The organism is Bacillus sp. Au-Bac7 (assembly GCF_021341655.1).
Lineage (GTDB): Bacteria > Bacillota > Bacilli > Bacillales > Cytobacillaceae > Niallia.
Genome location: NZ_JAJTTG010000001.1, coordinates 132,752 through 152,751 on the forward strand (window position 1 = coordinate 132,752; position 20,000 = coordinate 152,751).

General features: G+C 39.1%; 20 protein-coding genes. 11 read left to right on the forward strand and 9 right to left on the reverse strand.

From position 1 onward, the window contains the following. Positions 1-21: 21 nt before the first annotated feature. The 5 genes from dnaG to LXM54_RS00715 all read left to right on the forward strand — a co-directional run bounded on the left by dnaG (position 22) and on the right by LXM54_RS00715 (position 5,603). The gene (gene dnaG, locus LXM54_RS00695; RefSeq protein WP_233313126.1) at positions 22-1,830 is read left to right on the forward strand and encodes a DNA primase; all 1,809 of its coding nucleotides are present in this window, start codon (positions 22-24) and stop codon (positions 1,828-1,830) included. 37 nt (positions 1,831-1,867) lie between these two features. Then, the gene (rpoD, locus tag LXM54_RS00700; RefSeq protein ID WP_127737424.1) at positions 1,868-2,992 is read left to right on the forward strand and encodes an RNA polymerase sigma factor RpoD; all 1,125 of its coding nucleotides are present in this window, start codon (positions 1,868-1,870) and stop codon (positions 2,990-2,992) included. A gap of 111 nt (positions 2,993-3,103) precedes the next feature. Further along, entirely contained in the window at positions 3,104-3,637 is a 534-nt protein-coding gene (locus LXM54_RS00705; protein ID WP_233313127.1) for a hypothetical protein, read from the forward strand. A gap of 144 nt (positions 3,638-3,781) precedes the next feature. Beyond that, positions 3,782-4,501: a tRNA (adenine(22)-N(1))-methyltransferase gene (locus tag LXM54_RS00710; RefSeq protein WP_233313128.1), complete on the forward strand. Its 720-nt coding sequence runs from the start codon at positions 3,782-3,784 to the stop codon at positions 4,499-4,501. Next, positions 4,488-5,603, forward strand: a complete 1,116-nt coding sequence (locus tag LXM54_RS00715; protein ID WP_233313129.1) for a Nif3-like dinuclear metal center hexameric protein — start codon at positions 4,488-4,490, stop codon at positions 5,601-5,603. The genes LXM54_RS00710 and LXM54_RS00715 overlap by 14 nt, the downstream gene beginning before the upstream one ends. Positions 5,604-5,644: 41 nt before the next feature. On the opposite strand, the gene LXM54_RS00720 is transcribed toward LXM54_RS00715, so the two are convergent. Both LXM54_RS00720 and LXM54_RS00725 read right to left on the reverse strand, forming a co-directional pair. Continuing rightward, complete coding sequence (locus LXM54_RS00720; RefSeq protein WP_233313130.1) at positions 5,645-6,589, reverse strand: 4-hydroxy-3-methylbut-2-enyl diphosphate reductase; 945 nt, start codon at positions 6,587-6,589, stop codon at positions 5,645-5,647. A gap of 230 nt (positions 6,590-6,819) precedes the next feature. Beyond that, entirely contained in the window at positions 6,820-7,395 is a 576-nt protein-coding gene (locus LXM54_RS00725) for a YqfQ family protein (protein ID WP_233313131.1), read from the reverse strand. 319 nt (positions 7,396-7,714) lie between these two features. Between LXM54_RS00725 and LXM54_RS00730 the strand changes: the two genes are divergently transcribed. Then, a complete protein-coding gene (locus LXM54_RS00730; protein ID WP_233313132.1) occupies positions 7,715-9,025 on the forward strand; it encodes a DEAD/DEAH box helicase in 1,311 nt (436 codons plus the stop codon). 26 nt (positions 9,026-9,051) lie between these two features. After that, entirely contained in the window at positions 9,052-9,945 is an 894-nt protein-coding gene (locus LXM54_RS00735; protein WP_233313133.1) for a deoxyribonuclease IV, read from the forward strand. Between the two features lie 56 nt (positions 9,946-10,001). On the opposite strand, the gene LXM54_RS00740 is transcribed toward LXM54_RS00735, so the two are convergent. From LXM54_RS00740 to LXM54_RS00755, 4 genes are all read right to left on the reverse strand, one after another. Next, positions 10,002-10,334, reverse strand: a complete 333-nt coding sequence (locus LXM54_RS00740) for a hypothetical protein (RefSeq protein ID WP_233313134.1) — start codon at positions 10,332-10,334, stop codon at positions 10,002-10,004. A gap of 112 nt (positions 10,335-10,446) precedes the next feature. After that, positions 10,447-11,295: a TIGR03943 family putative permease subunit gene (locus tag LXM54_RS00745; protein WP_233313135.1), complete on the reverse strand. Its 849-nt coding sequence runs from the start codon at positions 11,293-11,295 to the stop codon at positions 10,447-10,449. 12 nt (positions 11,296-11,307) lie between these two features. Beyond that, positions 11,308-12,174 carry a permease gene (locus tag LXM54_RS00750; protein WP_233313136.1) on the reverse strand — a complete coding sequence of 289 codons (867 nt, stop codon included), beginning with the start codon at positions 12,172-12,174 and terminating at the stop codon, positions 11,308-11,310. Positions 12,175-12,334: 160 nt separating this feature from the next. After that, positions 12,335-12,592, reverse strand: coding sequence for a DUF2624 domain-containing protein (locus LXM54_RS00755; RefSeq protein WP_233313137.1), 258 nt, complete (start codon positions 12,590-12,592; stop codon positions 12,335-12,337). A gap of 208 nt (positions 12,593-12,800) precedes the next feature. Here LXM54_RS00755 and LXM54_RS00760 point away from each other — a divergent pair, with 208 nt between their 5' ends. Then, positions 12,801-13,214: a Fur family transcriptional regulator gene (locus LXM54_RS00760; RefSeq protein WP_233313138.1), complete on the forward strand. Its 414-nt coding sequence runs from the start codon at positions 12,801-12,803 to the stop codon at positions 13,212-13,214. Positions 13,215-13,249: 35 nt separating this feature from the next. Here LXM54_RS00760 and LXM54_RS00765 read toward each other — a convergent pair whose 3' ends face one another. Continuing rightward, the gene (locus LXM54_RS00765) at positions 13,250-13,825 is read right to left on the reverse strand and encodes a 5' nucleotidase, NT5C type (protein ID WP_233313139.1); all 576 of its coding nucleotides are present in this window, start codon (positions 13,823-13,825) and stop codon (positions 13,250-13,252) included. 148 nt (positions 13,826-13,973) lie between these two features. On the opposite strand from LXM54_RS00765, the gene LXM54_RS00770 reads away from it, so the two are divergent. The 3 genes from LXM54_RS00770 to LXM54_RS00780 all read left to right on the forward strand — a co-directional run bounded on the left by LXM54_RS00770 (position 13,974) and on the right by LXM54_RS00780 (position 18,130). Beyond that, a complete protein-coding gene (locus LXM54_RS00770) occupies positions 13,974-14,417 on the forward strand; it encodes a DUF308 domain-containing protein (protein ID WP_233314705.1) in 444 nt (147 codons plus the stop codon). A gap of 373 nt (positions 14,418-14,790) precedes the next feature. Next, a complete protein-coding gene (locus LXM54_RS00775) occupies positions 14,791-16,674 on the forward strand; it encodes a beta-glucoside-specific PTS transporter subunit IIABC (protein WP_233313140.1) in 1,884 nt (627 codons plus the stop codon). Between the two features lie 58 nt (positions 16,675-16,732). Then, positions 16,733-18,130 (forward strand): 6-phospho-beta-glucosidase, encoded by a 1,398-nt coding sequence (locus LXM54_RS00780; RefSeq protein ID WP_267913249.1) that lies wholly within the window; start codon positions 16,733-16,735, stop codon positions 18,128-18,130. 105 nt (positions 18,131-18,235) lie between these two features. On the opposite strand, the gene ispG is transcribed toward LXM54_RS00780, so the two are convergent. Next, positions 18,236-19,372, reverse strand: a complete 1,137-nt coding sequence (ispG, locus tag LXM54_RS00785) for a flavodoxin-dependent (E)-4-hydroxy-3-methylbut-2-enyl-diphosphate synthase (protein ID WP_233313142.1) — start codon at positions 19,370-19,372, stop codon at positions 18,236-18,238. 153 nt (positions 19,373-19,525) lie between these two features. Next, a complete protein-coding gene (locus tag LXM54_RS00790; RefSeq protein ID WP_233313143.1) occupies positions 19,526-19,852 on the reverse strand; it encodes a hypothetical protein in 327 nt (108 codons plus the stop codon). Positions 19,853-20,000: the final 148 nt, after the last annotated feature.

Consider the following 20,000-nt stretch of genomic DNA (forward strand, 5'->3'; position numbering starts at 1 on the left):
TAGTAGGGAGATGTGTTAAAAATGGTTGAGCGCATTCCTGATGAAAAGGTAAACGAGGTCAAACAGGCAATTGACATAGTTGACGTCATTGGGGAGCATGTAGCTTTAACAAAGCAAGGACGCAATTATTTAGGGTTGTGTCCATTTCATGGCGAAAAAACCCCGTCATTTTCCGTATCACCCGAAAAGCAGATATTTCATTGCTTCGGCTGTCATGCGGGTGGAAATGTCTTTACTTTCCTGATGGATATACACGGTTATTCCTTCCAGGAAGCCGCATTCCATTTGGCGGAAAGAGCTAATGTCGACTTAGGTGTGGAATTGCAAGAGTCAGGTGATAAGCCTGCCATTTCCAAAGATTTGCAGCAAATGATGGATGCGCATGATTTACTAGCTAAATTTTACCATCATTTGCTTCTAAACACAACGGATGGTGAGCATGCTTTACAGTATTTGCTTAACAGAGGCTTCACTAAAGAAGTAATTGAGAAATTCCAAATAGGCTATGCGCCGAATCAATGGGATTTCGCAGTGAAGTATTTAAAGAAATATGATGTTTCTTTACTGGTAAAAGCAGGTTTGATCATTAAAAGTGAAAAAGGGGATAGATATTTTGACCGTTTCCGCGATCGAATCATGTTTCCCATCTTTGACCGTAATGGCAATACTATTGCATTTTCCGGGCGTACATTAGGGGATTCAACTCCTAAATACTTAAACAGTCCGGAAACACCAATTTTTAATAAAAGCAGCACCCTTTATAATTTTCATTTGGCAAGGCCTGGCATGCGGAAAACACAGCATGCTGTCCTGTTCGAAGGATTTGCCGATGTCATTGCTGCAAGCCGTGCAGGTGTGGAAAACAGTGTCGGGACAATGGGAACATCCCTTACAGAAGAGCATATCGCTATTTTGAAGCGGAACTCCCGGACGATAACGATCTGTTATGATTCAGACTCTGCAGGGATTGAAGCGGCTTATCGGGCAGGAAAAATGCTTGTTGCCGCCAAATGTACTGTTAAGGTCGTCATGCTTCCAGATGGTCTGGATCCGGATGATTATCTTAACAAATACGGGGAAGAAAAACTGCAGCATGAAATCATGCAGGCGAGTGTTCCTTTCATGAGCTTTAAGCTCGTGTATCACCGCAGAGGAAAAAATCTGCAAAATGAAGGAGATAAGCTCGCCTATATAGAACAAGTATTGGGAGAAATTGCTCAGCTTGAAAATGCAGTTGAAAAAGATCTCTATTTAAGACAGCTGTCTTCTGAGTTTGCGATTTCTCTTGAAGCATTAAAAATGCAGGAGGAAGAGCTGGCCGGCAGGCGTATAATAAATAAGCCAAATAAAAGCATTAATGCACCAGTTAAGCAATATAGTGTTAAAAAAAGATCTAACAATTTGCTGCCGGCATATCATACTGCCGAAAGAAGACTGATAGCACATATGCTCAAAAATGAAGATGTCGCGTTAAAGGTGCGGGAAGCATTGCAGGACCGGACGTTTAATATTGATGAACATCAGGCAATCTTCACATACTTGCTGGCTTTTTATGAAACAGGACAAAGCTCAGATTCGAGCGCCTTTCTAAACTTTATTCGTGACGGTGAGCTGCAGCGGATTGTAGCTGACATTGACATGATGGAAGTCAATGAAGAAGTAAATGACCAAGAGCTTGCCGATTATTTAAAACAGCTGTTGAATTATGAAAAAATGCTTGAGATTAATGAAAAAAAAGCATTGCAAAAAGAAGCAGAGCGACAAAATGATTTTCTAAAGGCAGCAGAAATAGGAATGGAAGTCATGTTGTTAGTAAAATCATTAAAATAAATTTGATTGTCTTGATTTTTTGGAAGGAGGGGGACATATGGCTGAAAAGTCAGCCCGTTCAAAAGAGGTTGAAACGGAATTGACCCTTGATCAGGTAAAGGAACAATTAACAGAAGTTGGAAAGAAAACTGGGGTACTTGCATATGATGATATTGCAGAAAAACTAGCCAGTTTTGAATTAGACTCCCATCAAATGGATGAGTTCTATGAGGTATTAGGAGATCAAGGTATAGAGCTTGTAGGAGATGGCGAGGATGAGCCACCGAATGTTCAAGAGCTTGCAAAAGGCGAGGAAGAGTTCGATCTTAATGATTTAAGTGTGCCTCCTGGCGTTAAAATAAATGACCCTGTACGTATGTACTTAAAGGAAATTGGTCGTGTGGACCTGCTTTCCGCTAAAGAAGAGATTGTATTGGCAAAGCGCATTATGGAAGGCGACGAAGAGGCAAAACGCCGTCTTGCTGAAGCGAACTTAAGACTTGTAGTCTCCATTGCAAAACGTTATGTTGGCCGTGGAATGATGTTCCTTGATTTAATTCAGGAAGGAAATATGGGTCTTATTAAAGCGGTTGAGAAATTCGACTATGAAAAAGGATTTAAATTCAGTACGTATGCGACATGGTGGATTCGCCAGGCTATTACGAGAGCAATTGCGGACCAAGCCCGCACAATCCGTATTCCTGTTCATATGGTTGAAACAATCAATAAATTGATTCGCGTTCAGCGTCAGTTACTGCAGGATTTAGGCCGCGAACCGACTCCTGAAGAAATTGGAGAAGACATGGATCTGACTCCGGATAAAGTAAGAGAAATCTTAAAGATTGCGCAAGAGCCTGTTTCCTTGGAAACGCCGATTGGGGAAGAAGATGATTCCCATTTAGGTGATTTCATTGAAGATCAGGATGCAACATCTCCTTCTGAACATGCAGCTTATGAGCTTCTAAAAGAGCAGCTTGAAGATGTTCTGGATACTTTGACAGACCGTGAAGAAAATGTTTTAAGACTTCGTTTCGGTTTAGATGACGGACGTACAAGAACACTTGAAGAAGTCGGCAAAGTATTTGGTGTAACGCGTGAGCGTATTCGCCAAATCGAAGCAAAAGCACTAAGAAAGCTTAGACATCCGAGCCGCAGCAAAAGACTAAAAGATTTCTTAGAATAAAGCATGAACTGATATATCAAAGTTATCATTGCCAAGAAATAGTTTACTTCTTACAATAGAAGTGGCTGTTTCTTTTTTTTTAACCGTAAATACATGAAGGATGTGCTGCCCATGAAGGATAATAGGAAAACAGTGATTATCCAAGAAATACTTTATTGGAAAAAAAATAAAATGCTACCGGAGCATTATTGCGATTATTTGCTTACCCTTTACACAGAAGGCAATAGAATGAAGGAAGAAGAATTGCCAAAGCAAAAGCATATTATCTCCAGTGCAATCTTTTTATTGTTTATTCCGATAACAGTAGGTTTCTTATATTTTACTGAATTGTCTTTCATTTTGCAAATGGCTATTTCACTAATTTTTCTGATAATAACTGCAGCGGGCATTTTCTATTATCAAGTAAAAGGGCTGGGAAATGATATCCCTGTTACTGTAGCAGCGTTTATCGTTCTGTTGTTTAGCGTTAAAGCTGTTCTTCATTTTTTTCCAGAAAAAATAATATTCTTATATATTATTTTAACGATAAATTGTTTACTCTGGTTTATAGGAGGAAGAAAGTTTAAGCTAGTTTATTTTACGATTTCTTCCTATATTGGCTTCCTCTTGCTTGCAGTTCTCGTTTTTATGTCATTCCGCGCTTAATGGGAAAAATTACTATGTTCTATATAGGGACAAGCCTGCTGAAAAATCAGTTGTCTTGTGGCATTCCGTTAGCAAATATGTTACAAATAGGTAATAGATTAATCAACTTAGTATAAGAAATAGCAATGAAATGTGGTGTTTAGAATGAATACAGACAGATTATCTAATCGTCTTGAAACAGTAGCAAAATACATACCAGCAGGAGCATCATTCGCAGATATTGGTTCAGATCATGCCTATTTGCCCTGCTATATGCTGAAAAAGCAGAAAGCGTCATTTGCAATTGCAGGAGAAGTGGTGGATGGACCATTTCAATCTGCCCGCAGACAGGTCCAGCAAGAGGGACTTACAGATGTTATATCTGTAAGAAAAGGGAATGGACTAGAGGTAGTAGGAGTAGGTGAAGTCGATTGTATTACGATTGCCGGAATGGGCGGAGCTTTAATCGCTGCTATTCTTGATGATGGCAAACAAAAGCTACAAACTGTCAAAAGACTTGTTCTGCAGCCGAACGTAAGCGCCTATTCTATCAGGCTTTGGCTTATAGAGAATGGCTGGAAGCTCGTGAGCGAAGAGATAATAGAAGAAGATGATAAGATTTATGAAGTGCTCGTTGCTGAACAAGGAGTAGGAAAGGAGCCTTATACAGAGCAAATAGATGCAGAGCTTTTGCTTGGACCTTTTTTAAGCAGAGAAAAAAACCAAGCCTTCCAAAAGAAATGGACGTTAGAAAGACAAAATTGGCAGAGAATAATTGAGCGTATGCAAACAGCAACAGAAACACAAGAGACGGTTGCTAAACTACAGGAACTTAATTGGAAAATCGCACTTGTACAGGAGGTGCTCGGAAATGAAAACAATTAATGGATTTGAATTAATATCATTGTTCGAACAGTTTTCGCCAAAGGCTTATGCAATGGAAGGGGATAAAATCGGTCTTCAAGTCGGAGATTTGAGCAGACCAGTACATAATGTAATGATTGCCCTTGATGTAACCGAAAAAGTAGTAGATGAAGCAATCTCTTTGAAAACAGATTTAATTATTGCTCACCATCCTCCGATTTTCCGTCCCTTATCAAAAATAACGGCAGATAACCCTGCAGGCAGGCTGATGCAAAAGCTGATTAAGCATGATATTTCTGTATATGCTGCCCATACTAATTTAGATGTAGCTAAAGGCGGTGTTAATGATTTGTTGAGCGATGCATTAGGCTTAACAGATTGTGAAGTACTAGTTCCTACATATGAGGATAAGCTTAAAAAACTGGCTGTTTATGTTCCGGCTGACTACGCTGAGCAAGTGAAGGCAGCAATAGGGAATGCAGGTGCAGGTGCTATCGGCAATTACAGTCATTGCAGCTTTACTGCACAAGGAAAAGGTGAATTTAAACCAGGTCAGGATACAAATCCATTTAAGGGAGAGCCTGGTAAACTGGAGACCGTGGACGAGATGAAAATAGAAACTATCTATCCTCATTCCATTGAAAAAACAGTCATCAAGGCGCTCCAAAAAGCACATCCATACGAAGAACCGGCATTTGATATCTTTGATGTCCAGCAGCAAGGTGAGCAGCTTGGTCTTGGAAGAGTCGGTAAAATAGAAGAAATGACACTTGCGGAATTTGCTGAACACGTTAAAAAGCGCCTCGACGTACAAGGGGTAAGAGTGGTCGGTGATATGAAAGCAAAAGTAAAAAAAGTGGCTGTATTGGGCGGAGACGGCAATAAATATTATTCCCATGCCATCAGAAAAGGTGCGGATGTCTATGTAACTGGCGATGTGTATTATCATGTTGCGATTGACGCCAGTGAGCTTGGCTTGAATATAATCGACCCAGGCCATAATGTCGAAAAGGTGATGAAAAAAGGAGTTGCTTATAAGCTCGTTTCTCTTTGTGAGGAAGCAGGCTATAAGGTAAATATTTTCCCATCCAGTCTTCATACAGACCCATTTCAGTTTGTATAAGGAAAAAGCGGTAAAGAACCTAAGTTCTTTACCGCTTTTGTTTATTGTTTTGTCTTCACCTTCGGAAGAATCTTGTTTAATGGGACTTTCTTTTCTCTTTCCCATGTTTCTTCCTTTTCTGAATCATATTGCTCAAGGAAGTTAATCACTTCTTTAGTTATCGGTGTCGGGGTTGAAGCGCCAGCTGTCACTGCAACAGATTTAGCATTTTTAATCCATTCTAGTTTCAGTTCAGACACGTCAGCAATACGGTAAGCAGGTGTACCGGCAATTTCCTCAGAAACCTGTGCAAGACGATTTGAGTTATTGCTCATTGGGTCTCCTACCACAATCAAGACATCTGCTTCGCCAGCCTGCTGGGCTACAGCTTCTTGTCTAACTTGTGTGGCTAAGCAAATTTCCTTATGGAATTCAGCATGAGGAAATTTCGAATTGATGCTCTCCATCAAATCTGCAACATCCCATTGGCTCATCGTTGTCTGGTTTGTGACAAGAATCTTTTCTTGCTTAATATCGAGGTTCTCGATATCCTGAACTGTTTCAACTAATGATACGGCATGCGGAGCAACGCCAACAGCACCCTCTGGCTCTGGATGCCCTTTTTTACCAATGTAGATAATATAATAACCTTCTTTTTCTTTCTCACGAATTAAGTCATGTGTTTTTGTAACATCAGGACATGTTGCATCAAGAGTCACAAGGCCTTTTCTTTTCGCTATTTCCCTAATTTCAGGAGAAACGCCATGGGCGGTGAAAATAACAGTACCTGTATCAACTTGTTCAATAATATCCTTGCGATTTTTACCATCTAATGTAATAATGCCATCCTCTTCAAAAGCGTCCGTCACATGTTTATTGTGCACAATCATACCAAGGATGTAAATCGGGCGTGGCAATGTTTTATCTAAAGCCGCATTACGGGCGATTACCATAGCATCAACTACGCCATAGCAATAACCTCTAGGGGCAATTTTTATCACTTTCATTTGTAATCCTCCCACTAGGAACCTCTTTATCCGTCCAAAATACATCAACGTACGGATAAGTATTAGGACTCAGAGTATATCTTAACATATATTATTATATAAAACTTCTTAAAAGAAGACAAAAATATTGAGATAGTGATGGAGGATGGCAAAAATAAAAGACCCATTTTCTACTTGTTTGGGCTGTAAATTTAGATCAGCTGAAAAATAGAAATTTGGGTCTAACTTATTTATATATACATTCTAGGAACAGAAACTCCACTGTCCTGCGGCCCTCTAGCCGGTGTTTCTTCTACTCCCGGAACAGCAGTTGGCTCCGCTGTTTCATTGGAAGTTCCAGTAGCTTCTTGTGTCGTCTTTGTATTCTTCACCTTATTCGTATCAGCAGACTTGTCTGTGCTGGAATCGCTGCTGCTTGTTAAGCCCCTGTAAAGCTTCCACATTGCCGGGATATTTCGCACCATTGGTCCATACTGGCTGATCATCGGACCAACCTGGCTTGCTGTTTGCAGGAATTTTTGCGAATTGGCAAGTAATCCGTTGATGGATGCAGGATTCGTTAATGTCTTCAATATCCCTCCGCCAGTCGCGGCATTTCTTGAACTTGAGCTGCCTAGCATTGCAGCACCTCTTTGCACATTTGTATCTCCGCCTTTTCCCCCTCCAAGCAATTTAGAAAGAATGCCTCCACCATTACTGGTTTGAGCGCCGCCTCTGCCCATCATCTGTCTTTGATATGGAGCAGGGCCTTGCATCATTCTTCCCCCCATGCCTCTTGGCTGCGGCATACGCGGTCTTGGTGGCATGCTGCTGCCTCCTTTCTATAATAACCTGTATTCCTTATTAGCGTATGCTGTATAGTTGTCACTTGTTTAGGGTTTAAGCGGATAGTGCATAAAATCTGAGTGAATTGTCTTAATTAAAAAATAGAAAATATGGGAAAAATAAAAGGTGAAGCAAGTATATTTAGGAAAAAGGAATCAAAGTTTCGGGAGTAATCAACAGGTTTCGCGTTAATTACCTGAGAATTAGTGGTCTTTTCAGCAGATTTTGATTATAATAATATGATGGACTAGTGAAGCCGCGGCAAGTTTTTTATTGTCTGAATATAAAGGAGTTTTAAAAATGAGTCAAAATACATTCAACCGTTATAATTTAAAGCCGTTCATTTTGAAAGCAGTCGATGAACTGGGCTTTTATGAACCAACAGAAATACAGCAAAAAGTTATCCCATTGATGTTAAAAGGGGAAAGTGCTATTGGACAGTCACAAACGGGAACAGGGAAAACCCATTCTTATGTACTGCCAATTATGGAAAGAATTAATCCTGAGAGTAACACGGTACAAGCTGTAATAACTGCACCGACAAGAGAGCTTGCAACGCAGATTCATAATGAAATTGTTAAAGTGGCAAAGCATTCACCAGAAGCGATCTCAAGCCGCCTGTTCATTGGCGGGACGGATAAACAGCGTGCAATTGAAAAGCTTAAAAGCCAGCCGCATATTGTTGTCGGCACACCAGGAAGAATTAATGACCTTGTAAAGGAGCAGGCTCTGCATGTCCATACAGCTAATATGCTGATTGTCGATGAAGCAGATCTTATGCTTGATATGGGCTTCATTGAAGATGTGGACCAAATTGCTGCAAGAATGCCAAAAGATTTAAGTATCTTTGTATTCTCCGCAACAATACCGGAAAAACTGAAGCCGTTTTTAAAGAAATATTTAGAAAATCCTAAATATGTACATGTGGAGCCAAAGCAGCTGACTGCTGCTAAGATTGAACATGTGCTTCTACCTTCCAGACACAGAGATAAAATTACGACAGTATATGAAGCATTGACAGCTTTCAACCCATTTTTGGCAATCGTGTTCACAAACACAAAGCAAATGTGTGATGAAGTAGCTGCAGGGCTTTCGGAAAAAGGGCTGAAGGTTGCTAGAATTCATGGCGGGCTTACACCTCGTGAAAGAAAGAAAGTGATGAAGCAAGTCCTTGATTTGGAGTTTCAATATATTATTGCAACAGACTTAGCTGCACGAGGAATTGATATTAAAGGGATCAGTCATGTCATCAATTTTGAATTGCCAGCAGATCTTGATTTCTATGTTCACCGTGTCGGCAGAACAGCAAGAGCCGGTTCATCAGGAATTGCATTGACTATTTACGAGCAATCGGATGAGGATAAGCTAAACCAGCTTGAAAAGCTTGGCATCGAGTTTAAAAATATGGACTTGAAAAACGGTGAGTGGGTCGAAATTGAAGACAGAAACCGCCGAAAAAAACGTCAACGTACTGCAGATGAAATTGATGTGAAAGCAAAATCTCTTGTGAAAAAGCCGAAGAAAGTGAAACCTGGCTACAAAAAGAAGATGCAGCGAGAAGTAGAAGGCATTAAAAAACGGGAAAGACGTTTGAAAAGCAGAAATAAATAAGTAAAAGCTGAGAGGAGAGAGGATGAATGGTGAAACTAGGTTCCCATGTATCCATGAGCGGAAAAAAAATGCTTCTAGCAGCAAGTGAAGAAGCAGTATCTTATGGAGCAAATACCTTCATGATATATACAGGTGCTCCTCAAAATACAAGACGCAAAAAAATTGAAGATTTAAATATAGAAGCAGGAATGAGACATATGCAGGAAAACGGGATAGCAGATATCGTTGTCCACGCTCCTTACATCATTAATATTGCCAACACTACAAATCCGGCAACATTTGAACTAGGTGTTAATTTCCTACGAACAGAAATTGAACGGACAGAAGCGCTTGGTGCTAAACAAATTGTTTTGCATCCAGGCGCACATGTTGGTGCTGGTACAGATATAGGCATAAAAAAAATTATCGAAGGCTTAAACGAAGTGCTGACAGGCAAAGAAAATCTGCAAATTGCACTGGAAACAATGGCTGGTAAAGGTTCCGAATGCGGTAAAACCTTCGAGGAGCTAGCTATGATTATGGATGGTGTCACCTATAATGACAAGCTGTCTGTATGCTTCGATACATGTCATACTCATGATGCCGGCTATAATATTGTCGAGGACTTTGACGGAGTGCTTGATGAGTTTGACCGTATTGTCGGGATAGACAAGCTGAAAGTACTTCATATCAATGACAGTAAAAATGCAGTAGGGATGAGAAAAGACCGTCATGAGAATATTGGCTATGGTCATATCGGCTTTGACGCATTAAGCAAAATTGTTCATCATCCTCAGCTTATTGATATTCCGAAAATCTTGGAAACACCTTATGTCGGGGAAGATAAGACTAACAAAAAAGCTCCATATAAACATGAAATTGATATGCTGAAAACTCAGCAATTTAATGAAAGCTTACTTGACGATATTTTAAAAGGTTAAAGTAAATTAGGCCATTTCACATCATGTGAAGTGGTCTTTTATTTGCTTAAAATAGATTAGTTACTTGTGATGAAGGCTGTAGCAAGGCCGATAAGAAAAAATAATAGGGAGCCAACATTTAAACAATTTATGCTTAAGCTGCCAAGTTTTCTTGTTAATTTATAATTGTTTTTAAAACCAAGATAACTTTTTGCAGTAGTCATCTCACTGTAATTAGTAAATAAGCCTCCTGTGCTGGAGAAAAAGACAAAAATTAAGGTAAGACTCAAACCTACATAAAACATGGCATCTAAATAAAAAATATTCAATTTTTGTGCAACTAAATAAGAAATGCCAAATTCCAATAATATAACAACCATTGTAGCAATCACAAATTTCCCATATTTCATTGAATGCCCTCCTTTGGTAAATTCTTATAAATTTATTATAATACAAAATTTATTGATTTTTCAAAAAAATAGAAGCAAAGACTGCCGTCGAACGGCAGTTTTTGCTTCTATGTTAATTTTGACGATAAACATACGGATCATTAGGCTCGGTAACCTTTGTCCATTTTGTTACTTTGAGAACTGGAATGGTTTTTTTGAAAGGCTGGTAATAAATATTATCAAGAGTTCCTGTTATTTGCAGCCAATCATCATTGCTTGCTTTCAAATCATCAGGCAGGTCCAGAAGAATTCCGTAAACACCTGAATCAGCAATACAATGGATAATTCCGAATCTCAGCAGGAAGGCTTGGTTGGCTGCCAGCTCTTTATCTTTATAAGCAAAACCTGTCAGTGTTATTTCTTCCCCGATAAATTGACCTGGGTAATTGTAGATAGTTTCCAGATCGTTGAGGAAAGTATCTCCCTCCAGCTTAATGGAGTCTACTTTACTTAATTTCTTCAGACCCTTATCCATCATTTCAGAATAGCCTTCTTTTCCGTAATAGCTGCTTGTATCTGGTTGTAGAAACTGATGCTGGCTGTATTCATCTCCTTCCGCATAGACGGGAAAGGAGAGCCCTTTCTTTTCTACTATATTCGAATCAAGTGTGGCAACAGGCAGGAATAGTCCTGTCAATACAGGCGCAATCATAATGAGAAAAGCAATGGCTCTTTTCCACCAACGGTTTTCCTCTGCTGCATGATTATGTCCGCAATGATCACAATCATGCTCATGTTCATGATCGTGTTTATCTCCTTTTATATAAAAATAGATGGAGATAAGCGTAAACAAAATAAAGATATATATGGCAGACTCAGATATATAGGAATACTTCATGTTAATATATTTAGAAATATCGCCAGATGCATGCAGATGGAAAAAAAGGTATGTGAACCCGATTAGAACAAATATCCGAAACATATACATGCCTCCTTAAAAAACTAATGTCACAAGTAAAACAGTGATGGTAATAACGGTGCATAAGAGAGCGACAAATTTCGCTTTAAATGTACTGAGCAGCATCATTGTATTTTTGATGTCGAGCATAGGACCAAACAGCAAAAAAGCGAGAATCGAGCTTGTGGAAAAGCTGCCGCGAAAGCTTGCAGCAATAAAGGCATCAGCTTGTGAGCATAGGCTTAATACATAAGCTAGCCCCATCATCACAACATGGGAGGAAATGGTTCCGTTCCCAATGGAAACAAGTGTTGATGTTTTAATAGTCGTCTGTACAAGTGCCGCAATAAATGAACCTGCCACTAAATATTTCCCGACTGAAAAGAATTCGTCGATAGAGTGTTTCAGCATAGCAGAAATTTTTTCTGTAAAGGAATGATAATGAGCCGAATGGTTTTCTGTTGATTTTAACGGTGCCTCTTTAACGGTGAATTTAAGAACAATACCAATGATAATTGCCGCAAGTATTGCCAATAATCCACGATGTAACACCATGCTCCAGCTGTTGCCAAAAGCAATATAGGTGGAGAAAAGAACAATCGGATTAATAATTGGCCCTGTGATCATAAACGCTACAGCTGCAGGGATTGATACTCCTTTTAAAATAAGCCTTCTTGTTATCGGAATAATACCGCATTCACAGGCAGGGATAATAGCACCCATTACGGAACCAACCAAAATAGCGAGAATATTATTTTTCGGCATAATTCTTGCAATCATTTCTTCTGAAATAAAGACTTGGATGATTCCGGAGACGATAACACCAATCAAAATAAATGGCAGTGCCTCAATAATGATACTTATAAAAATGGTGTTTAATTGCAGTAATGTATCCATACTCATTATTTTTATTGCTCCTTTTAGCTTCCAAAAAATAAGATAATCTTGTCCAAGCAAACACTTTAGCATAGGCACATGAAAAAAAGATGAGAATAATAAATGTTTTTATTAAATAAAAAAAGCCTCTTCTTCCCATAGAAGGAAAAAGAGGCAGTCATAAAGCTTATTGGTTTGCAAATAGATTAAACAAGTTATTGACTTCCTTTGCTGTGGCTGGGCTGGTAATTGTCGCAAGCTCTCTGATTAACTGAGCTCTTTCATTTGGATTGAAAATGTTGATTTTTTTGCTGTTTAAATGCTTTGCCAGTGTCTCAGCTTCTCCATCATTAATAGGAATTTTGAATTGTTTGCTGTATTTCAGCAGCTCTGTTGCAGTAATCGTATGGATTTTATGGTTGATTATATTCTCAAAAATTTTCATGTCATCACTCCCCATTCTAACATATGAGGGTTAGGCGAAAATGTGTCATGAAAAATGCAAAAAATCTGAATGATTTATTCGAAAGTCGCCGTATCTTTACATTATCAGGGCATTCTTGTATACTAATTTAGATAAAGGATGACTTCCATTAGTTGAATAAATCGTAACGGTTACTATATATATTCCAGAAAATTGGGAGGTGTCACCATTGAATGTAGATCAAGCATTAGACATACTAAAAGAAGAGGGCTATAAGCATACCGGAAAACGAGAAGATATTCTAGAGCTGTTTGCAGCTAAAAATAAGTATATCACGGCTAAAGATGTACTGGATGCATTGAAAAATGATTATCCTGGTTTAAGCTTTGATACTATATACCGTAATCTTTCTCTTTTTGTGGAGCTCAATATATTTGAGATGACAGAGCTGAACGGAGAGAAGCATTTCCGGTTTACATGCTCACATCACCACCATCATCATCATTTTATCTGTCTGGAATGCGGAAAAACGAAAGAAATTATTACATGTCCGATGGCAGAACTGACAGACAACTTAAAAGGATATGATGTTTCAGGCCATAAATTTGAGATTTATGGAAAATGTCCTGAATGTATTCAATAAAAAATCTACTGTTAGCAAACAGTAGATTTTTTTTATTATTGCTTCGTTTTAATCCAGTTGTCCACCCATTTGGAAGCTTCCTGCCAGCTTGTCACCCGGATTACTCCATCAGGAATTGGCTCTCTATTGTACGGAGTATCAAATAAAATAACAGGAATTCCACATTCATGATGGATCATTACTGCATTATCATGCTTATCCTCAAAAAAGATGTCCACTTCATACTTTTTAACTGCTGCAATTTTATGATGTGTGCCAATTAAGTCAATATGATTATAAGCAATGCCGTTATTTACAAACCATTCTTTCGTAATGTCAAGGAGATGCTGTCCTCTTGCACTGATGAAGTATAGCTCGTGTTTGTCCGCCCAGCTGCTCAAAGCAACGCTTGCTCCCTCTGCAAGAGGAGAAGCAGTATAAATGCGTGGTTCATTATCTATAAACCATTTATCGAATTCCTCGTGTGAAACAGAAACAAGGGGATATAGATCATATTCTTTAATATCTTCTAACGTTATATTTAGTTGGAAGCTCTCATTTAAATAAGGAACGAAGGTATCCGGTCTTGTGACTGTCCCGTCAATATCTATTCCAAAACGCAATTTTTTCATTATGTACTCCTTTTACTGTTGTTTCTTCTAAATTTTTTACTAAAACTTATCCTTCTTTAGCTTATCAAAAGACATGGGAGAGAGAAAGGATTTACGTAAAAAAGTATGTTTCCAAGCTTTTACACTAATAAGGAGTGCTTAATTGGCCATGATAATAAATGCTCCTATTATAGAAAGCGAGGGAATGATCATGGCAGACTACAATAGCAATGAAGAAAAGAATCGCACCGATAGAGAGCAAGACGATTCACGCACAACAGATTATATGGAGGAGACATCTGCAGAGATTGTCAATCCAATGCCTTTTAACACAAGTGTCCCAGTTCGTCAGAGAGTGGAGACGACGAACGAAGAAGCAAAAATGGACACACAGCGCAAGGAACGTACAGAGAGCAATGGCAGAGGAATTGGGATAACAGCGCTGATTATTTCTATTATTTCTCTGTTTGTGATGCCGATTGTATTAGGCATCGTTGGGATTATTGTAGGGTTTGTAGCCCGCAGACGCGGAGCAGTAACGCTTGGATCATGGGCGATCGCTCTTGGAGCATTGTCTATTATCATCGGCATTTTTATTGCCCCGTTCTTTTAGCACAAACCTTTGACTTGTTTGGTCGGCAGCTTCTGTTAGAAGCTGCCGTTTTTTTATTGAAAAAATATTTTTTATAAAATAATATCGAAAGCGTTGACAAATATTTTAGGGCATGATAAATTTAGGTTGTAAAATTTAATGAAACCGCTTTAGGATTGTTACTGATTATGCAGGCAAAACCTAAACTTCGTTCGATAGGAGGATTTTTATATCCTTTATTATGGGCGTAGTTTAGGTTTTTTTTATGGAGTAAAAACGGAGGGATGTAAAAACATAAATAAGCAAGAAAAAAAAGCTGTATATGGGCTGCCACCCTCATACAGCTAAATCAAAGTATAACAATATTATTCCCCTACAAATAGGAGGTACTGTCATGGATTATAATAAATTATCAAAAGAAATATTGCAACAAGTTGGCGGTGAAGAGAACGTAGATAATGTCATTCACTGTATGACAAGATTGCGCTTTAACTTAAAAGACAACAGTAAAGCAAATCGCCCACAAATAGAGGCGCTTGAAGGTGTCATGGGAACAAACATCAGCGGAGGTCAATTCCAAATTATTATTGGGAATGATGTTCCGAAGGTTTATAAAGGAATTATAGATAACAGTAAATTAAGCGGAGAAAAGACAAGCGGCGGATCTTCGGGAGAAAAGAAAAATCCGATAAGTGCTGTATTTGATGTCATTTCTGGTGTGTTCACTCCTATCCTGCCAGCAATTGCTGGAGCAGGTATGATCAAAGGTATTCTAGCGATTCTAGTTGCGTTAGGCTGGCTTTCTAATACGAGTCAAACATATATCATCTTAACAGCTGTTGGTGACGGTGCCTTTTACTTCTTGCCAATCATATTAGCTGTAAGTGCTGCAAGAAAATTTGGAAGCAACATGTTTGTTGCTGCAGCAATCGGTGCAGCCATCCTGCATCCTGACTTAACAGCATTATTTACGGCAGGTGAACCAATTTCCTTTATCGGGCTGCCTGTTACGATTGCTACTTATTCATCAACCGTTATACCGATTCTGTTAGCAATCTGGATTGCTTCTTATGTGGAAAGATGGATAGATAAAGTTACACATGCGTCCTTAAAACTTATCGTAGTACCAAGTGTTACGTTATTAGTAGTTGTTCCGGTTACATTGATCACAGTTGGTCCGCTTGGTGCTATTCTAGGTGAATATCTATCTGGAGGAATCAACTTCTTATTCGACAATGCAGGACTATTTGCGATGATCCTTCTTGCAGGTTCATTCTCGCTAATCATCATGACTGGAATGCATTACGCATTAGTGCCAATCATGATTAACAATGTTACAGTAAACGGCTTTGACTATTTAATGCCAGCAATGTTCTTGGCAAATATGGGGCAAGCTGGAGCAGCATTTGCAGTTGCAATGAAAACGAAAAACAAAAAATTCAAATCACTTTCTTATTCTGTCAGTGTTACAGGATTAATGGGTGTAACAGAACCAGCAATGTATGGTGTTAACGTTCGTCTTAAAAAGCCATTTATCGCGGCACTAATTGGTGGAGCAGTCGGTGGTGCTTATCTAGGAATCACGAAGGTTGCAGCATATATCATGGGTGGTAGTGCAGGTATTCCAGGTGTTACATCATTCATTGGACCAGGACTTAACTTTGTAAACGCTCTAATTGGTATGGCGATTGCGTTTGTTGCTGCAGCAGTTGCGGCATATCTAATCGGATTTGAAGATGTACCTGCTGAAAACGCAGAAGAACCAGCTAAAAACAAAGATGCAGAAGCAGAAGCTGCTGCGACGAAAGAAGCAGGGGTTGTATCCGAACAAATTTTAAGCCCTATCGTAGGAAAAGCTGTTTCATTAAGCGAAGTGAATGATCCAACATTCTCCCAAGAAATTATGGGGAAAGGTATTGCTATCATCCCAGAAAAAGGGGAAGTGCTCTCTCCAGTAAATGGAGTTATTACAACACTTTTCAAAACAAAGCATGCTATCGGTATTACAAGTGATAAAGGAGCAGAAATCCTTATCCATGTCGGATTAGATACAGTTCAGCTTGACGGTGAGCATTTTACAGCACATATGAAAGAAGGAGACGCTGTCAAGGTTGGAGACAAAATCACTTCATTTGATATTGATGCATTAAAGAAAGCAGGATTTGACACAATTACTCCTGTTGTTATTACAAACACGATGGAATATAAAGATGTAACACCACTTAAAACTGGTCATACAAGCGCAAACGATGTAGTGCTTGACTTATCTGCAGTTTAAGAAATGTAGGGGGACTGGTTATTCAGTCCCTTTCTAATAACATGAAGAGGTGAATAGAATGGGGAAAAGATTTCCAGAAGGTTTTTTGTGGGGCGGCGCAGTAGCTGCTAACCAGCTTGAAGGTGCATATAAAGAAGATGGAAAAGGACTGTCCACAGCAGACGTATCTCCGCATGGAATTATGAGCCCGCCGGATGAGTCCATGACAGCTTATAATTTATATCATGATGGAATTGATTTTTACCATAAATATAAAGAAGATATCGCACTTTTTGCCGAAATGGGCTTTAAAGCCTTCCGTCTATCTATTGCTTGGACTAGAATATTCCCAAATGGTGATGAAACAGAGCCTAATGAAAAAGGTTTAGCGTTTTATGACAACGTATTTGATGAACTGAAGAAATATAATATCGAGCCTGTAGTAACAATTTCTCACTATGAAATGCCTCTGACTTTAGTAAAAAACTATGGCGGCTGGAAAAACCGCAAAGTTGTCGAGTTCTATGAACACTTTGCAAGAACGGTTTTCACACGTTATAAAGATAAAGTGAAATACTGGATGACTTTTAACGAAATCAATGTTATTCTCCATGCACCATTTACAGGTGGCGGACTGCTGTTTGATGAAGGGGAAAACAAGAAGAATTCCCAGTATCAAGGCGCACATCACCAATTTATTGCAAGTGCACTTGCCGTAAAAGCCGGTCATGAAATTATCCCAGGATCACAAATTGGCTGTATGATCGCTTCTATGGTCACATATCCATATACATCCAAACCGGAGGATATGTTCGCAGCAATGCAGCAAGACCGTCAGACGCTATTCTTCTCTGATGTTCAGGCAAGAGGAAGCTATCCTGGATACATGAAGCGCTATTTCCGTGACAACAATATTGAAATTGTCATGGAAGAAGGCGATGAGCAGCTTCTAAAAGAAGGCACGGTAGATTATATTGGTTTCAGCTATTATATGTCGTTTGTTGCTAGCACAGACCCAGAGCATCAGAAAACGAGTGGAAACCTGCTAGAAGGTGTCAAAAACCCATATTTGGCTTCGTCTGAATGGGGCTGGCAAATTGACCCTAAAGGCTTGCGAATTGTCTTGAATCAGCTTCATGACAGATATCAAAAACCACTGTTTATCGTAGAGAATGGACTTGGTGCAGTTGATACACTTAATGAGGATGGAACTGTCCAAGATGATTATCGGATTGACTATCTGCAAAGCCATCTTGAAGAAGTGCGAGAAGCGATTGAAGATGGAGTCGAACTAATCGGTTATACTTCATGGGGACCAATCGACCTTGTGAGCGCATCTACAGCAGAGCTTAGAAAACGCTATGGCTATATTTATGTTGACAGAGACAGTGAAGGTAAAGGAACAAATGACCGTATTAAGAAGAAGAGCTTCCATTGGTATAAAGAAGTAATTGAAACAAACGGAGAATCACTGTAACAAAACAAAACCCTTAAGCATATTGCTTAAGGGTTTTATTTTGTCTATAAGCTTCTAAAAATGGGTCACCCCCCATCAAATCAATGGGGGGTGACTCATTATAGCTTATTGTGTAAGCATATCCTGCTTCTTCTGTTTATCTTCAGCTTCTTCAGCCGCTTTTTTGGCAAAATATTCTTCAGCGATAGCATCTATTTCTTTTTTCAATTCGTCTACCATTGTTTCTTCTGGCACCTTACGGACTATTTTCCCTTTGCGGAACAATAGACCTTCGCCTCTAGCACCTGCGATCCCGATATCAGCCTCTCTCGCCTCTCCAGGACCGTTAACAGCACAGCCAAGCACGGCCACTTTAATCGGTGCTTTAATGGTGGATATATACTCTTCCACCTCATTAGCAATCGAAATAAGGTCAATTTCAATACGTCCGCATGTCGGACAAGAAATTAATGTAGCTGCATTTGCCGACAATCCGAAAGATTTCAATAGCTCACGTGCAACTTTTACTTCTTCAACAGGGTCTGCACTTAAAGAAATACGAACCGTGTTTCCGATTCCTTTGCTAAGAATCGCACCTAATCCAGCCGCACTTTTTACAGTTCCTGCAAACAATGTGCCTGATTCCGTAATCCCAAGATGAAGAGGATAATCAAAAGCTTTTGCCGCTTTTTCATACGCTTCAATCGCAAGATTTACATCAGATGCTTTCATGGATACGATAATATCATGAAAGTCAAGATCTTCGAGTATTTTGATATGGTGCAATGCGCTTTCAACCATGCCATCAGCTGTTGGATAGCCGTATTTTTCGAGGATTCTCTTTTCAAGTGAACCTGCGTTTACACCAATACGGATCGGAATTCCTTTAGCTTTAGCTGCTTTAACAACTGCTTCCACCTTTTCCCGTTTACCGATATTACCTGGGTTAATTCTGATTTTGTCTGCTCCGCCTTCAATAGCTTTCAATGCAAGACGATAATCAAAATGGATATCGACTACAAGCGGGATGTTGATTCTCTTCTTAATTTCTGCAATAGCATCGGCTGCACGTTCATCAGGACAAGCAACGCGGACAACTTGGCATCCAGCTTCTTCAAGTCGATTAATTTCTGCAACTGTAGCTTCGACATCATGTGTTTTTGTTGTTGTCATACTTTGGATAACAACCTCATTGTTTCCGCCAATGGTCAAATTGCCAACTTTTATTGGTCGGGTTTTAGTACGATGTATAATTTCACTCAATGGTGATTCGCTCCTTTAATAATTGGAGAACCCTTAAAAACTTAAGAAGGGTCTCAAATAAATTCAAAAGTACATTCCTATTGTAACAATGAAATACTTATATTGACAAGAAACTTGCTGACATTAACAAATGGAAAATTTGCCGGGAATCGTTTATTGCCCATTGATGTAATGAGGAAAGGTATAAACTTTTCCGACTTGGATATCCTCAGGAGAAACGCCGTCATTCCATTTTTTGAAGTCTGCTATTAAAGTATCAATGCTGACAGGAAGGGCTACAGACGTTTCATTCTCGATGATTGACAGGACCGTTTCGCCTGCTTTTACCTCATGCTCAAAATAGCCGGGGCTGTCAGATCCAGATGATGCCTGTACCTCAATCGCTGGCTCTTTATCTACATTCAATGTGCCGTGATTCAAATCAAAATAGATAACATAGATGGTCAACAGACAGATAAAAGTAATGAAGAGCTTTTTCATACATGATTCCTCCTGCTTTTTATGGATAGTTAAATGTATGTACAAGGAATTTTTAATAGAACCTTTTTCTAGTATTTTATCTATCATTATTTCTAAAAATAATAGATTATAATCCATAAAAAACCTGCTCTACTAATTTAGAGCAGGT